This window comes from Coxiella endosymbiont of Amblyomma sculptum (assembly GCF_009883795.1).
Taxonomy (GTDB): domain Bacteria; phylum Pseudomonadota; class Gammaproteobacteria; order Coxiellales; family Coxiellaceae; genus Coxiella.
Genome location: NZ_CP033868.1, coordinates 285,760 through 302,500, shown reverse-complemented (window position 1 = coordinate 302,500; position 16,741 = coordinate 285,760). Strand labels below are relative to the sequence as shown.

Here is a 16,741-nt window from a genome sequence, read left to right as displayed (position 1 = left end):
ATTGTTTGCATTTATGTTGATAAAATTTTATATACAGGATGAGGGGTTTTTATTATTTTTCAAGAAATTTTAGCGCTAAAAATCTTGTTACAAACCGCTGTAGAAAATGAACAATTTTATTGATAAATTTATATAGATGAATACTGGAAAATCAGGTAACTGTTGCTCTAGAAAATCGGCGTTTTCCCACTTGATATAAATGACTCTCTCCAGCACGAATTTCTAATCTCGTGTTTTCAATACGTTCCCCATCTATACGTACAGCCCTTTGTACTATCATTCGACGCGCTTCAGAAATCGTATTAACTAATCCAATACGATGCAAAATATGACAAATGTTCAGACAACCGTCTTTAGATGAAATCTCAATTTCTTCAAGATTTCTAGGTAGTTCTCTATTTTTAGAACGATTAATAAAGTTTATTCGCTCTGTTTTAGCCGATTCCTCTCCATGAAATCGAGTCACTAGTTCCTCACTCAGTGAAATTTTTACATCTCGAAGATTTTTTCCTTTTCTTATCTCTTTCCAACGATTGATTTCTTGTATTGGTTGTAAACTTAACAATTCATAATAGCGCCACATCAAATCATCGGATATCGACATAATCTTCCCAAACATTTCTGACGGTGATTCCATTATTCCGATGTAATTGTTTGATGATTTTGACATCTTCTGAACTCCGTCCAATCCTTCCAACAAAGGCATAGTCAAAATGCATTGAGGCCGTTGACCAAAATATTTCTGCAATGCACGACCTACTAGCAGATTAAATTTTTGATCGGTACCGCCTAATTCAACATCGGTGTGAAGCATTACAGAATCGTATCCTTGCAATAGAGGATATAAGAACTCGTGAATAGCAATAGGTTTTTTCGCAGTATAGCGTTTACTAAAATCGTCTCGTTCTAGCATTCGTGCGACTGTATAAGTTGAAGCCAAACGAATAAGATCGCTAGCTTTTAAAGTATTCATCCAAGTCGAATTAAAAATAATTTTAGTTTTTTTAGGATCTAAAATACGAAAGATTTGAGTTTCATAAGTTTTGATATTCTCAATAATTTCTCTATGTATTAATGGTTTTCGTGTTCTGATCCTTCCAGAAGGATCACCAATTCTTCCTGTAAAATCACCGATTAAAAAAACTATTTCGTGACCCAAAATTTGAAATTGACGCAGTTTATTCAAAACTATGGTATGACCAAGATGGATATCAGGTGCTGTAGGATCAAATCCTAACTTTATTCGCAACGGCTTTGCTTTACCTAAACGTATAAACAATTCCTCTTCGGGAATAATTTCAACAACACCTCGTCTAATCTCTTCTATCTCTTCTTGTAACAAGATTTTGTTCCTCTATAGAATCAATCAAACCATCGGTCTCGAATTTATTCATTATGATACTACACACGAAACATAATCCTAAGAGATTGAAACGAATTTAATTTTAATGATTTAATGTTATTAAACGCAAAATGAAAATAGAGAAGAAACCAAGACGATATTTTACCTTAATTCTCAACAAGATCCATTTTACAATTTTCACCTATCAAACAGAGTCTCTCTGTTTATTATTGTTTTTTAAAAACGTCGTAAAAATGAAAAAGTTTTACTGTCGAAGACTCCTATTTGTCGCAGAAAGTTTATACGGCAATGTCCTTTAATTTTTCGTATCAGGAAGATTATACTAAAAGCGCTATAAAAGAGTGTTACTTTAATATTTTCAAAAAACATATGTATTTCAAGAAAGGATAGCACACATACTACACAAATTATGAATCACGTCATTTTTAGCCACAATCTTATTAGAATTCACCATAGTGTACAAAAAACACGTTTTCTACGCACTCCATTACAGCGTTATAAACGTATCAGCAGCTATTTTAGCTATCATCGCTATGATCCTATATTACGCAAAATAAAACCTCATCTAGGAATTGATTTTGCCGCCCCACTTGGAACGCCTATTAAATCCATTGGTGATGGACAGATTGTTTTTTTAGGGTATAGGGGTGGTTATGGAAAGACAATTCAAGTACGCTATAGTCGACATTGTCTTGCTCTATATGGTCACATGTTGAAATTTGCAAAAGTTCATCTGTATTCGTGGGTACACAAGGGAGAAATTATCGGCTATGTTGGGAAATCTGGATGGGCTACTGGACCACATCTGCACTTTGGCTTTTATGTTAATGGAAAACCCCAAAACTGGTTATCTGTGCAGTCTCTCATGTAATCGCATTCGAAATACAAACAAATCTTCTAGATAATATTAGCTAACATAAAAGTTGGAGACGATTTGAATATTTGTGTTTAACACACTATAATTTAAATGCCGGTGTGCAGATTCGAACTGCAATTTACTGATTACGAATCAGTTGTTCTGCCCATTAAACTACACCGACAGAATTGAGATGATTACCGGAGAATTATTGCCATTTTGGCTTTTCAGATTGAATCCAAATAGTCTTCTAACTTCTTTAGTACAAGTATTCGTTTTGTTAAAAATTACAATCGTCGTTTTGTTATCTCAAATATTCTCCTGCACACAAAATTCAATTTCTCCAATTTTAATTCCAAACGGTGCTTACTGTCGATAAAAGACTCAGATTTTTTTCCTAGAGAAAAAAGCAAAAAAATAGAGTATAGTTATTGCGCCTCTCTTTTTTAGAGGAGACAATACATAAATGCTACGAGTAGGTTTAACAGGTGGCATTGGCAGCGGTAAAAGTACTATTGCGAATTATTTCTCCAAATTAGGAGTTCCAATCGCCGACGCTGATACAATCGCCCGCGATATCACTTCAAACCAAATGTTACTTAAAAAAATCGAAATGCATTTCGGAAAGAAAGTGCTTAATGAGAGAAATTTCTTAAATCGTTCTCGATTACACAGATTGGTTTTTAGGTATCCACAAGAACGAAGATGGTTGGAAGATTTACTGCACCCCGCTATTCTTTCCATAATGAGAGAAAAACTTAAAGAAATAAATTTTCCTTATTGCATTTTAGTAATCCCTCTATTGAGGGAAATCTTACACTCAATAAATTTTGTTGATCGTATTCTGGTGGTTGATGTTTCCACTTCTTTACAGATTCAACGCGTAAAGACACGTGATCATATTTCTGAAAAACAAGTTAAATCAATTCTCAAATCGCAAAGTAGCGGTGTAGAACGACTGCGTATAGCGAATGATGTGATTATCAATAACAAGACAACTTCGACACTACGAAATCTAGTATTTCAATTGCATTCCGCATATCTAAAATTGGCTGAACAAAATTAGACAGACTAAGAGAAAAAAGAATAATACGAAACAAACACAGTTTTTAAAGATTCAAGCCAATTTTCCATGACAATATTTATATTTTTGTCTACTGCCACAAGGACAAACTTCATTTCTTCCAATTTTAATAGAGTGTACAAAAGGGTGGGTAAAAACCCCACCTCTCTCGTCGGAGAGCATAGTATCTATTTTTTCTTCTTGATTTATTTTATCTTCTTCTTGCAGAAGAGCTTTTTCAGTATGTTGACATTTCAATCTTTCCCCATTGTGCAATCGGTAAAACAGCTCTTGTTCAGACATTGCAACTTCTGTTGCAATGTCTATTTTCGATAGAGTAGAGACTACTTCGTACTTAATCTGTGTCAGCATTTTTGTAAAAAGTTCAAAGGACTCACGCTTGTATTCCTGTGTTGGGCTTTTTTGGGCATATCCACGCAAATGAATACCTTGCCGTAAATAATCCATTGCCGCCAAATGCTCTTTCCAATGATGATCTAACAATTGCAGCATAATCGTTTTTTCTGTATTTCGCATAACATGCGAACCTATTTTTTTCTCTTTTTCTTTATAAGCATTAGTGATTTTATAAAATATTCTTTGACACAGTACCTCTTTATCAATATTTATATTCTCTTTAAGCCACTCCCTAACGGGAAGCGCTATACCAAAATCTTCCTGTATTTGTTCCTCTAATCCATAAATATTGCATTTTTCTTCTAAATTTTGTGAAACAAAAAGATCAACTATATCGCGTACCACTTCTTCTCGAATCAAAATAATGGTGTTAGCAATGTTGTCAGATTTTAATAGTTCAAATCTCTGCTGGTAAATCACTTTACGCTGGTCGTTAGCTACATCATCATATTCTAATAACTGTTTTCGAATGTCGAAATTCATTTCTTCCACACGTTTTTGAGCTTTTGCAATAGCACAATTAATCCACTTGTGTTCAATAACATCACTTTCTGCAACACCCAAACGGCGCATCATAACAGACATTTTCTCGGAGGCAAAAATACGCAGCAAACTGTCTTCCATCGAAAGATAAAATTGAGAAGATCCTGGATCTCCTTGTCTTCCTGAGCGCCCACGCAGCTGATTATCGATACGTCGAGACTCATGTCGTTCAGTACCTAAAACATGCAATCCACCGGATACGATAACGGCATCATGCCGCTTTTTCCATGCAATTTTGCACTGTTTTATTTCCATCTCAGTAGGATTATTTAATTCAGAAAATTCAGATTCTAAATTACCGCCCAATACAATATCTGTTCCTCGTCCAGCCATATTGGTGGCAATTGTTACCGCTTTCGGACGACCTGCTTCAGCAATAATTTTTGCTTCGCGCTCATGGTTTTTGGCATTCAAAACTTCATGTTGAATAGAAGATTTTTTTAAAAACTTCGATACAAGCTCAGATGCTGCAATGGAAGTAGTTCCAATTAACAACGGTTGTCCTTTTGTATGACGTTTTTTCACTTCTTTTGTGATCGCTTGAAGTTTCGCTTTTTCGGTCAAATAAACTTGATCCGGCCCATCCTGGCGCAACATTGGTTTATTAGTGGGAATCACAACCACTTCTAAATCATATATTTTTTGTAATTCGAATGCTTCAGTATCCGCTGTACCGGTCATACCGGAAAGTCTTTCGTACAATCGAAAGTAGTTTTGCAGAGTAATCATTGCTAAAGTTTGATTTTCTAATTGAATAGGAATACCTTCCTTTGCTTCGACCGCTTGGTGTAAACCATCAGACCAACGTCGCCCAGGTATCAATCGACCTGTATGTTCATCAACAATAATGATCTCATTGTTTTTTATGATATAATGAATATCTCGGTGTAGTAATACATGAGCGCGTAATGCGGCGTATATGTAATACATTAATGGCATATTTGCTGTATCATATAAACTTTCTCCGCATTTCATCAGTCCTTCTCTTACAAGAAGAGACTCAATAGTTTGATAGCCTCGCTCGGTTAAGTAGACCTGTCTATTTTTTTCATCTACAATACAGTCTCTTCCTTCCTTTTCAGTAATTTCTCCTTTTTTTTCCTCTCTTGCTTTCTGCAACGTCAGAAATGGGATAATTTTGTTTATCCTAATATGAAGATTTGAATTTTCTTCTGATTGACCTGAGATGATTAAAGGTGTTCGCGCTTCATCAATCAAAATCGAGTCGACTTCGTCGATGATGGCATAATGCAGTGGTCTCTGAACACATTGATTCAAATTGAAAACCATATTATCTCGTAGATAATCGAAACCAAATTCATTATTCGTACCGTAGGTAACATCGGCCGCATATGCGGATTGTTTTTTTTCTGATCCGATTCCAGGGATATTAATTCCCACAGTCAAACCTAAAAATTCATAGATGGGTTTCATCCATGTCATATCGCGTTTTGCCAAATAATCGTTCACTGTAACCAGGTGCACACCCTTACCAGTCATAGCGTTAAGATAAGCCGGCATTGTAGCTACCAGAGTTTTTCCTTCTCCTGTACGCATTTCTGCAACTTTCCCATTATAAAGAGCAATACCTCCTATTAGTTGAACATCAAGATGACGAAGTCCTAGTGTCCGCATGCTCACCTCGCGCACCACAGCGAAAGTTTCTGGCAACAATGCATCCAAACTCTCGCCCTGCGAAAATCGTTTTTGAAATTCGTTCGTCTTTCTACTCAAAGCTTTATCGGATAAATTCTTGATTTTCGGTTCTAGAGCATTGATTTTAATTACTGTTCTAGAGTAGTTTTTGAGCAATCGTTCGTTACGAGTACCAATTACTTTTCTAATAAGGTTTCCAAACATATGCGATATTGTATATCATCGGAAAATGAAGGGGAATTTCCGAATCTATTCATGTCTATTCGTACCCATAATCCGAAATCGATAAATCAGTGCTTTCAAAGCAAACTACTTAGACCTCTTATACAAAAGGCTCAAGAGATTCGAACTGTAGAAAAGTTCTTGAATCAGATTTTGCCTTCAGAAATAGTTCCGCATTGTCGAATCATAAATCTCTCTCAGGAGACATTAATCCTCCAATTAGAAAAGGCGACTTGGGCCACACGAATTTACTATCTGATACCTAATCTTTTAGAGAGATTCTCTCAACAAAAATTCAACAGAATTCGAAAGATTCGATGCCGAGTGCGCCCTAATTTGTACATTTGATTTTAATAACAATCGGAAACGAATTGCTTGTTGCTAAAGTTACAAATAATACTCCAACTCTCTTTGCGATCCCATAACTTCCCTAATAAAAAAAGGCAACCACCACTACATTAAAGGTATTCCGAAATTTAACGAAACGACAGACTTCGATTATCCTTACGTTTAATAAAATATAAACACAAATCTTGTACCAAACAATAAGGAAAGGAGGAAGATACTAACTCTAATTTCCGTCACTTACTATTTGCTTGATTTCTTGACACGAATGAGTCTTTGTTGGTGTTTTGTGAAAGCTGAAAAAACTGCACTACTAGTATAATTAACAAGTAAGATCTATGAATACCGATTCATTTCATAGCCTTTTTCAGGGCTCTCTGTTTAACAGCTTATATCTTCTACACTTTCTCCAAAAACATAACTATGTTATCCATTCTACTCAAAAGAAAAACGCTAATTCTAGCGTAGGTAATTTCGAAGTTAGTTTTTTCGACAACGTAGAAAAGTAGGAATGTCTAAATACTCAAAATCGTGAGCTCGTAACTCCTCCATTGTTATTATACGTGTAGAAGATTCCTGATTGCGCATATATGTTGGACGATCTAATTGATGATAATCATCATCAGAAATTTCTCCTTTTCTGGTGTCTTTTATAGACTTACAAGATATACCCATACTATCACTATCCCGTACGTCGAGTCCTGTAACTACAATAGTTACTCGCAATTCATCACTCATTTCAGGATCAATCACAGTACCAACAACTACCGTCGCGTTTTCCGACGAAAATAATTTAACAGATTCCCCTACCTGTTCAAACTCCCCAATAGAGAGATCTATGCCAGCAGTAATATTCACTAATACTCCTCGAGCCCCTGTGAAATCCACATCTTCTAGCAATGGACTAGCGATAGCCGCTTCTGCTGCTTCTCGTGCGCGATTCTCGCCACTACTAACTCCTGTTCCCATCATCGCCATACCCATTTCGGACATCACCGTTCGTACATCTGCAAAATCTACATTGATCAACCCTGGACGAGTAATCAAGTCGGCGATACCATGCACTGCACCCAATAGTATGTTATTGGCAGCCTTAAACGCATTTAACAATGTTATATTTTTACCAAGTACATTTAATAACTTGTTGTTAGGAATAGTTATTAGAGAATCGACATACTTAGTCAGTGCCTGAATTCCTCCTTCGGCTGTATCCATACGTTTTTTGCCTTCAAACAAAAACGGTTTTGTAACAACAGCAACTGTTAGTATTCCCAGTTCTTTGGCCACTTCCGCAAACACAGGTGTCGACCCTGTTCCAGTACCCCCTCCCATACCAGCTGTTAAAAAAACCATATCGGTTGTTCCTTCAAGGATTTCCCGAATTCGTTCTCGTGCTTCCTCAGCTGCTTGACGACCGATATTAGGGTCTGCTCCTGCACCTAATCCTCTTGTTATCTCTTCACCTAATTGCAATATGATACGAGCACTAGAACGACCTAACGCTTGGGCGTCGGTATTCGCACAAACAAATTCAACACCATCAATGTTTTCAGTAATCATGTGTTCAATGGCATTTCCTCCTCCTCCACCGATACCTATTACCTTTATTTGGGCATTTTGAGGTGAAACGTTGACAAGATCAACCATATTCTTTTCTCCTAAAAATTCCCTTGAAACCAATTTTTCATTCGTTTCCATAAACTCAAACTACGACTTGAATTAAATATCGATTGATTGTTAATTTGATTTTGATTATGATGGCTGTGGATCAATAAACCGACTGCCGTCGCGTAGATGGGATTATCCCGAATGTCCACTAGCCCATTGACGTATTGAGGAACACCAAGCCGTACAGGCATTTGGAAGATTCTTTCACCTAATTCAATACATCCCAAAATTCGCGAAGCGCCTCCTGTTAGCACAACACCGGCAGCAACTAAATGTTCAAATCCACTACGTTGTAGTTCGGCCAATACCAACTCAAACAATTCTTCATATCGTGCAGAAACTACCTGATCTAACGCTCTTTTTTGGATTCTCTTCAATGATTGTCTAGCGGCACTCGGCACTTGCACGACCGCTTCAGGATCAACATTCGTAGGAAGTACAGACGCGTATTTTACCTTAATTTGTTCAGCATATTGCATGGGAGTACGTAAGGCTATAGCAACATCATTAGTTACGTGATCACCTGCAACTGGAATAACATGAGTATGGCGGATAGCATCCTGCGTAAAGACAGCGATATCGGTAGTACCTCCACCAATATCAACCATACAGACGCCCAATTCTTTTTCATCATCAGTTAATACAGAATGACTTGAAGCGAGTTGTTCTAAAACAATATCACCAATTTGCAATCCGCAACGACGAACACATTTGGTTATATTTTGGGCTGCACTTACAGCGCCAGTGACTATATGTACTTTCGCTTCTAGGCGAATTCCTGACATTCCTACAGGTTCTCGAACGCCTTCTTGATTATCGATAATGAATTCTTGTGGCAGAATGTGAAGTATTTTTTGATCGGAAGGAATGGCTATAGCTTTTGCCGCATCAATTACCCGATTTACATCCGACTGATTAACTTCATGATTATGAATCGCTACAATTCCGTGAGAATTTAGACTGCGTATATGACTACCAGCAATTCCAGTACAAGCAGAACGAATTTCACAACCAGCCATCAACTCTGCATCTCCAACCGCATGTTGAATAGACTGTACTGTCGATTCGATGTTGATTACTACCCCACGTTTTAGTCCGCGTGACGGATGTGTTCCAAATCCAATAACTCTGATCTGATTATCTTGATCCACTTCTCCGACAAGTGCAACAATTTTGCTAGTGCCAATATCTAACGCAGAAATAAGATTCTTTCCCAAATTTTTCGACATAGTCGTCCAAACTCTCTCTCCCTGTATGCACGCACATCGTCCGATAAACGGCGGGTATACTTTTTCAAAAAGTATTGCAAAAACCAGATTTGTTCTATTCTAACACCCTTTTTTTGATTTTATCACTTTTACAGATTTTTTTAAATTATTAGTACATCTATAGATAATATTCACATTTAAAAATTCCGCTAATTGTTCTCCTTTCTATGGGAAATTCTAGAAAATCTCATTTCACTGTAAACCAACCTGTTTGGATGAAAAAGAATCAATATGACCTATTTGTTGTATGACTGTGCCGATCGCTGATAATTTATTAGTACAAACGGGCTAGTTTCTTTCTTAAAGAATTAATCAACATTTTTCACTTTCTAAACGAATTTTGGTATAGCCGTTTAATAAAGAGACCAAGATTTTCGACCGCAACTTTTAGAGAAATTATCTTTATATATAAAGAACCAACAATTAACTAAATTTCTCAAATTGAGAACAAGATTTTCTCTCCGCCATCCGAACTTTGAAGTTGAAGCAAGTCTTTTACAACAAAACAGTTTAGTGTTTTCGTCAGTACAACAATCTGTCCTTTTTTAAAGAACTTAGCTATACCCGTCTTTCCATTGAGCCAATTTTTCTGTGTGTTCTATTCTATAAAAATATTCCGTATTGGTGAATAAACAACCTTAGAGATATCTACGAAAATTTCCCTTTAGAATTGATTTTGATACGTATGTGTAAAAAGTTTTCTATTGTAGGAATACACCAAGCCCCACTCTCTTGTTTTTTCGTTACAGAGAATTCTACATCTAACTTGATCCGATCAATTGTGGTTTCAGATCGCATAAGCTCGGATTATAACAATATTAGTAAGGAACAGGGTTTGTTGTGGTCACAAACCGATTATTTGTTGTCTATTAACTTTTTGCCTTCAAAAAGTTCTGTAATCGCCAAGAATATGTACTTCTTTGACCAACTGGATTCCGTGAATTTCGTACACTCGCTGCGCGACATATTGGATTAATTGTTCAATATCAGCAGCGTTTGCGCCTCCTGTATTTAAAATAAAATTGGCATGTTTTTTTGAAACTTCTGCGTTTCCAATGCTCATACCTTTTAATCCTGCAGTCTCGATGAGATGAGCTGCGTAATTTCCCTGAGGATTACGAAAAACAGAACCACAGCTAAAAGTTCCAATAGGTTGGGTATTGTTGCGCTTTTTTAAAAAAATACTTATGCTTCTCTTGGTATCAACGGTATTTTTCTGATCAAAATAAAAATATCCAGAAACGAAAAATTGACTATTGAGTCCGTGAATTTCACGATAACCAATTGTAAATTCATCCGAACGTCTCTTATGGAGCATACCCATGCGATCTATTGTCTCTACTCGAACAACATGATGCCAAGTATCTACTCCAAAAGCACCAGCATTCATAGTTAAAGCCCCACCCACAGTTCCTGGAATCCCTGCAAAAAAAGCCGCATCTTTTAATCCTAAACTTATACAAAATCTCGCTAGTCTGTGGCAAGTAACACCCGACTCGGCACGAATTACCAATCTCTTTTCTTCTTTAAAAAAAGAAATTTTTTTTAATCGATTTAGAGTGAAAATTACTGTGCCCTTAATTCCACCATCACGGATCAAGACATTACTTCCCAAACCCAGACAAGTCAATGGTTCGTCAGGTGGCGATTGAATGAGAAAATTTTGTAAGTCTGCTAAATCCACAGGTTGATACAATCGTTCAGCGTTACCGCCTACTCTCCAGGACGTATAACGTGCCAAATTGTGATTATAAACTAAACCGATGCGCAAATTTTGCGATTTTTTCTCCGTACGTATTTTCCAACAGTACACCGAACAGATGTTAAAGCCGTTGCAGCGGATCCTACATTGCCCGCACCTTGTAAAATAACTACATCATTAGGTTGTACCAATTTTTGCAACACTTTCTGTAAATCTTGCAATCTTGGAACAAATACGGTCTTTTTTGTAGTATGGTTCCTGACAATCTTCAGTAATGTATCTCCATCAATTCCTGGAATGGGAATTTCTCCTGCACTATAGATTTCAAGTAATACTAATACGTCGGTCTCCACCAATACTGAAGCAAAATCATATATTAACCCCTGTGTTCTACTGTAACGATGAGGCTGAAATACTAGAACAATACGACTACCGGGCCATGCGGCTCGTGCTGCCAACAAAGTCGCTCTAATCTCGTTGGGATGGTGTCCATAATCTTCAACCACAAGTGCTTTTCCATTTGCAAGCATCATTTCGCCTTTAATATCAAAGCGACGCTCCACTCCAGAAAATTGCGTTAGGGATTGCAACAGTTTCTTTTCATCTACTCCAATCCATTCACTAACCGCTATGACTGCTAAAGAATTAAGAACATTATGTCGACCTACTAAATTGATTCTGACAGATAAAGTTTTATTTTTTTTCGATAATCGATACATACGAAAGTTACTTTGCAATCCTTTCTGTAAGAAAGAATCGGCTCGGTATTCGGCTTTTGAAGAAAAACCGTAGGTAATCACTCTCTGAGAGAGAGTTGGAATTAATGCGTGCAGCACAAGATCATCTATACACAAAACCACTACCCCATCTTTATGAATTTGATGAATGAATTGTACATAGGCATCTTTCAAACGATTGAAATCTCCTTCATAGGCGCTTAGATGATCCGAATCGATGTTCGTTATTACACCAATATTAGGACGCATATACAGAAAAGACGCATCACTTTCGTCAGCTTCAGTAATAAAAAGAGGTCCATATCCCAGTCGTACAGATGTTTGGACTCTATTTAATACACCTCCAATTACAAACGTCGGATCCAAATTGGCTGTGGTAAAAACATCAGCTAAAAGAGCACTAGTAGTGGTTTTACCGTGAGAACCAGATATCGCAATCGATTGATAACCTGTCATCAGTTTAGCGAGCATTTGTCCCCTTTTTAGAATGGGGATTTTCGCGCGTTGGGCAACAATGAATCCTGGATTGTCTGAAGTAATGGCGCTTGAATACACAACACAGTCGGATTCTACAATAGTTTTCTTGCTATAATTGAACGTAATATTGGCTCCTAATCGGCAAAGTCTTTCGGTATTGTTATTAGGAAACACATCAGAACCGCTTACACGGTATCCTTTTTTCAACAGAATTTCCGCAAGTGCACTGACACCAACTCCGCCGATTCCCAAACAGTAAATATACCTAATCGTTTTTCCATTTAGTATCACAATATTCTCTTACACTCGTTAACAATATTTTGCACAGCTCCTCGTTTCGATAAATTTCGTGCACATTCAGACATTACTAACAAAAGACCTCTATCTCGAAAAAATCGCTTGAAATAATGAACCAAACATCTGTTTGTCAACGATTTTTCTGAAATAATAATGGCAGCTCCTTTCTGTTCTAATAAACGACCGTTATGAAACTGATGATTATCCGTAGCGTACGGATAAGGAATGAAAATACTGGCTACACCTACTGATATAATTTCACTTACTGTCAAAGCGCCTGATCGGCAAACAACCAGATCAGACCATGTGTAAGCTTTACACATATCATCAATAAATGCATCAAGCCGAATCTCAAAGGATAAAGTCTTAAAAGTGTTATAAGAATCCTTAGTCCGTTCGAAGTCAGATAGACCAGTCTGATGCCAAATTGTAAGTTCTCTGGAATGAGGATAGTTTCTTAAAGTTTCTACTATCTTCTGATTGATTGAATAAGAACCTTGACTACCTCCTAAAATTAAAACTCGTAGAGGGCCGCGACGACCCATCAAGCGGATTCGAGGCAAAGGTGTATTAAGTAATTCAGATCGAATGGGATTTCCGGTAGTCTTCACATTGTTCCTATCAGAGAAAGCACCTGGAAAAGCCTGCAGAACAGATCGAGCTGTTCTTGCCAACAATCGGTTGGTCAGCCCCGAAATCACATTTTGTTCATGAATAATCATAGGTATTCGATTTATCCACGCTACAAATCCTCCGGGTCCTGATACATATCCTCCCATTCCTAAAATCATTTTTGGTTTTATTTTTTTAATTATTCGATAAGACTGAAAAATTGCTCGTACTAAATAAAAAGGCATAAAGAGTGATCGTATCAATCCTTGATTTCGATACGTTCTAATTTGAATTAGTTGTAGCGGAAATTCGTGAGAAACCAGTTTTTTTTCTAAACCGTTCACAGTTCCTAGCCAATAAACACTTATTCCTTGATATCGCAGTGCACGTGCTATCTCAAGAGCGGGGAATATATGCCCTCCGGTACCTCCGGATATAATCAATACTCGCTTCATTGGATTACTTTAAAATCTTTCCAATACAGTATTTTCCACCTTTCGTAAGATGCTCCACGATCTTCCAATCCTAATCATTTTTCAATTTTAATCTCTTTTTATTTTTGCATTCTTGTCAAATTTTGTATGCAATCCTTAAAAATAAAGTAAAAAGTTCTCCAATAAACATCAAATTCTTCAAGAAAGCACTGCAAATAAAAAGTCCGTATACCATCCACTCCCAGTAAATAGAAAAATTTCTGTACATTCTTATTTTCCCAACCCAATAGCCAAAATACACCTCTTCATAAAGAAATCAGCGCTAAGTTGGTAGACCTTTCTCCGGAACCGAAAAAAATCATCATGACAAGAATGCGAAAAAACTGTCAATCTTCATCGAAAGTTGGTTCAAAATCAGGTTCTAGTACGATTCCAAATAAAACATCGCCGAAAAAACTGCAGTTTAAAAATCCTTTAAACTCCATATGCACTGCTCATAAATTTTTATGACTTCTGTAACTTACAGAAAAACATTCTAACTAAATCTAAAATAGACTCCCGAAAATCAACAATAAATAAATCCTACAATAAACCGATAGAACAAAACACCATAAAAAACAAAACTTCCAAAAGTAAACAACTTACGAAAGTGTTGATTTTTCCTGTCACAGTTCCTTTACAATTTTTATAAATACATTGCCTCGATGTGCATAGTGTTCAAACATATCGTAACTAGCGCAGGCAGGGGATAGCAAAACAATATCTCCCGATTTTGCAACATCTACGGATAACCTCACAGCTTCTTCCATAGAAGAAGCTTGAGAGGTTTTTGTGCAGTCGTATAAAGCCCTCTCCAATTTCGACGCGTCTTTGCCGATTAAAACAATCTGCTTAACATATCGTGCAATTATACTTCTCAAAGTAAAGAAATCAGCCCCCTTACTGTCTCCACCCGCTATTAAAATCAATTTTTTCTTACTGGTACTTCCTAAACTTGTAATGGCCGCTTGAGTCGCACCAATATTTGTTCCTTTCGAGTCGTTATAGTAATCCACCCCTTTATATTTCCGTACCCATTGGCAACGATGACGGATACCCGTAAAACCACGCAAGACTTTAAGCATGGTGTCCATAGGGATTTTCGCTGCCGTCCCTATGGCTAAAGCAGCTAACGCATTTTGAACATGATGACGAGCATTCAGTTTTAGTTCTTTAACAGACAAAAGTTTTTGGCCTCGATACGTAATGAAACTTCTGCCGTTGTCTTCTTTTGACGAAAAATCTGCCTGATTTTGCAAACCAAAAGACAACCCATCTTGGTGAAAATTTTCACAGATTCTTAACTCATCTGAATTGACAATAGGTATCTGACAAAAATTATAAATCCGTTTCTTAGTTTGAATATATTCAAGCGGATTGATATATCGATCCATATGATCTCTACTGATATTTAGTATTGTTGCGGCGTATGATCGCAAAGAAAAAGTTGTTTCCAATTGAAAGCTCGACAGTTCCAAAATATAATAATCGGGATTAAGATGAATTGTTTGCAATGCTGGTTTTCCAATATTTCCGCAAACAACAGCGTCAATTCCTGCGGATTTCATCATCAACTCTAAAATTGTTACAACTGTTGTTTTTCCGTTAGATCCGGTAATTGCAATAACAGGTTTTTTAACCGAACGAGCAAACAACTCAATATCTCCGATAATGGGCTTACCTATTGCTGCCTGCTTGACGATAACGGGTTCTCTAAGAGAGACACCTGGACTCAACACTATTTGTTCTGCTTTGTGCAATAAATTTTCAGAAAATCTACCAAGTACCAATTCAATATGAGGATAAGATTGGACGAACTTTTTTAATTTCGAAGGTTGTTTTTGACAATCGATAACTGCGAAAGGTTGTTTTCTCTCTGAGAAAAATTGCGCACAAGAAAATCCTGTTTTACCTAGTCCTACAATGACAGTCAATTGTCTGTTTGACATACTGTCCTACCTCACTTCTAAAGTGACTAAACTGAAAAGTACCAAAATAAAAGTAACGATCCAAAATCGCACGACAATCTTAGGTTCAGGACAACCCTTCAATTCAAAATGATGATGTAATGGCGCCATACGAAAAACCCGATTACCTCTCGAAAATTTGAAATAACTTATCTGGATAATAACGGATAGAGCTTCAAAGACAAAAACTCCTGACATAAAAAAATACACTATCTCTTGCAGAACTATGACCGAAATTATCCCCAAAGCAGCACCTAGTCCCAATGAACCCACATCTCCCATAAAAATCTGAGCAGGATAAGTGTTGTACCATAAAAATCCTAGTCCTCCACCGACCAAAGCACTACAGAAAACCACAATCTCACCAACTCCAGGAATATAGGGTAGCGATAGATGTTCCGCAAAAACGTAGTTTCCACTGGAATAAGAAAAAATTCCCAATCCTCCCCCAACCGTTACAATAGGCATAAGAGCTAATCCATCCAATCCGTCAGTCAAATTTACCGCATTACTGCTTCCCACGACGACAAAATAAACAAGAAAAATATAAAGAAATCCTAAATTAGGTAATGAATTTTTTAAGAACGGAACAATTAATTGAGTTTCGTTTGGACCTGTAGCTGTGAAATAGAGATACACCGCCACTATAAGACCAGCCAGAGATTGAAGAAGATATTTTGAAAACGCAGACAACCCCTTGCTGTCTTGCTTAATTATTTTACAATAGTCATCAATCCATCCTATAAACCCAAAAGTTATTGCAATCAACAAAACAATCCATACAAATCGATTAGTAAGATCTCCCCACAATAAGGTACTAGCTGCAATAGCGAGAACAATAAGCGCCCCTCCCATAGTAGGAGTTCCAGATTTTTTCAAATGAACTTGAGGTCCATTTTTTCTTACTATTTGACTAATTTGCAATTTTTCAAGTTTTTTTATTAAACACGGACAAAAGAAAAAAGTAATAAATAACGCGGTCAAAGCACTTATAATTGAACGAAATACTAGGCGATCGAAAATACAAAAATTCTTAAAATAATGGTTTAAAAATCCGATGATCCAAAGAAACATA

General features: G+C 36.9%; 12 protein-coding genes and 1 tRNA gene. 3 read left to right on the top strand and 10 right to left on the bottom strand.

The genetic code is table 11. The annotated features are described in order from the left end of the window. Nucleotides 1-151 precede the first annotated feature (151 nt). On the bottom strand, nucleotides 152-1,345 hold the full coding sequence (tyrS, locus tag EGQ50_RS01355; protein WP_159748453.1) for a tyrosine--tRNA ligase: 1,194 nt from the start codon (nucleotides 1,343-1,345) through the stop codon (nucleotides 152-154). Between the two features lie 427 nt (nucleotides 1,346-1,772). Here tyrS and EGQ50_RS01350 point away from each other — a divergent pair, with 427 nt between their 5' ends. Then, entirely contained in the window at nucleotides 1,773-2,234 is a 462-nt protein-coding gene (locus EGQ50_RS01350) for a M23 family metallopeptidase (RefSeq protein WP_159747900.1), read from the top strand. 97 nt (nucleotides 2,235-2,331) lie between these two features. Here the strand turns inward: EGQ50_RS01350 and EGQ50_RS01345 are convergent. Further along, nucleotides 2,332-2,403, bottom strand: a tRNA-Thr gene (locus tag EGQ50_RS01345). Between the two features lie 282 nt (nucleotides 2,404-2,685). Between EGQ50_RS01345 and coaE the strand changes: the two genes are divergently transcribed. Beyond that, entirely contained in the window at nucleotides 2,686-3,285 is a 600-nt protein-coding gene (gene coaE / locus EGQ50_RS01340; RefSeq protein ID WP_159747898.1) for a dephospho-CoA kinase, read from the top strand. Nucleotides 3,286-3,336: 51 nt separating this feature from the next. On the opposite strand, the gene secA is transcribed toward coaE, so the two are convergent. Beyond that, nucleotides 3,337-6,102 carry a preprotein translocase subunit SecA gene (gene secA, locus EGQ50_RS01335; RefSeq protein ID WP_159747896.1) on the bottom strand — a complete coding sequence of 922 codons (2,766 nt, stop codon included), beginning with the start codon at nucleotides 6,100-6,102 and terminating at the stop codon, nucleotides 3,337-3,339. Between secA and EGQ50_RS02955 the strand changes: the two genes are divergently transcribed. Next, a complete protein-coding gene (locus tag EGQ50_RS02955; RefSeq protein ID WP_159747894.1) occupies nucleotides 6,103-6,468 on the top strand; it encodes a DciA family protein in 366 nt (121 codons plus the stop codon). A 477-nt stretch (nucleotides 6,469-6,945) separates the two neighbouring features. Here the strand turns inward: EGQ50_RS02955 and ftsZ are convergent, their stop codons facing one another. The 7 genes from ftsZ to mraY all read right to left on the bottom strand — a co-directional run bounded on the left by ftsZ (nucleotide 6,946) and on the right by mraY (nucleotide 16,740). Then, entirely contained in the window at nucleotides 6,946-8,112 is a 1,167-nt protein-coding gene (gene ftsZ, locus EGQ50_RS01325) for a cell division protein FtsZ (RefSeq protein WP_179958517.1), read from the bottom strand. A gap of 11 nt (nucleotides 8,113-8,123) precedes the next feature. Continuing rightward, nucleotides 8,124-9,362: a cell division protein FtsA gene (ftsA, locus tag EGQ50_RS01320; RefSeq protein WP_159747890.1), complete on the bottom strand. Its 1,239-nt coding sequence runs from the start codon at nucleotides 9,360-9,362 to the stop codon at nucleotides 8,124-8,126. A gap of 922 nt (nucleotides 9,363-10,284) precedes the next feature. Beyond that, entirely contained in the window at nucleotides 10,285-11,172 is an 888-nt protein-coding gene (gene murB, locus EGQ50_RS01315; RefSeq protein WP_246168984.1) for a UDP-N-acetylmuramate dehydrogenase, read from the bottom strand. Beyond that, a complete protein-coding gene (gene murC, locus EGQ50_RS01310) occupies nucleotides 11,157-12,608 on the bottom strand; it encodes a UDP-N-acetylmuramate--L-alanine ligase (RefSeq protein ID WP_159747888.1) in 1,452 nt (483 codons plus the stop codon). The genes murB and murC overlap by 16 nt, the downstream gene beginning before the upstream one ends. Further along, nucleotides 12,605-13,681: an undecaprenyldiphospho-muramoylpentapeptide beta-N-acetylglucosaminyltransferase gene (gene murG / locus EGQ50_RS01305; protein ID WP_159747886.1), complete on the bottom strand. Its 1,077-nt coding sequence runs from the start codon at nucleotides 13,679-13,681 to the stop codon at nucleotides 12,605-12,607. The genes murC and murG overlap by 4 nt, the downstream gene beginning before the upstream one ends. 644 nt (nucleotides 13,682-14,325) lie before the next feature. Then, entirely contained in the window at nucleotides 14,326-15,648 is a 1,323-nt protein-coding gene (gene murD / locus EGQ50_RS01300; protein ID WP_159747884.1) for a UDP-N-acetylmuramoyl-L-alanine--D-glutamate ligase, read from the bottom strand. A 6-nt stretch (nucleotides 15,649-15,654) separates the two neighbouring features. After that, a complete protein-coding gene (gene mraY / locus EGQ50_RS01295; protein WP_159748449.1) occupies nucleotides 15,655-16,740 on the bottom strand; it encodes a phospho-N-acetylmuramoyl-pentapeptide-transferase in 1,086 nt (361 codons plus the stop codon). Nucleotide 16,741: the final 1 nt, after the last annotated feature.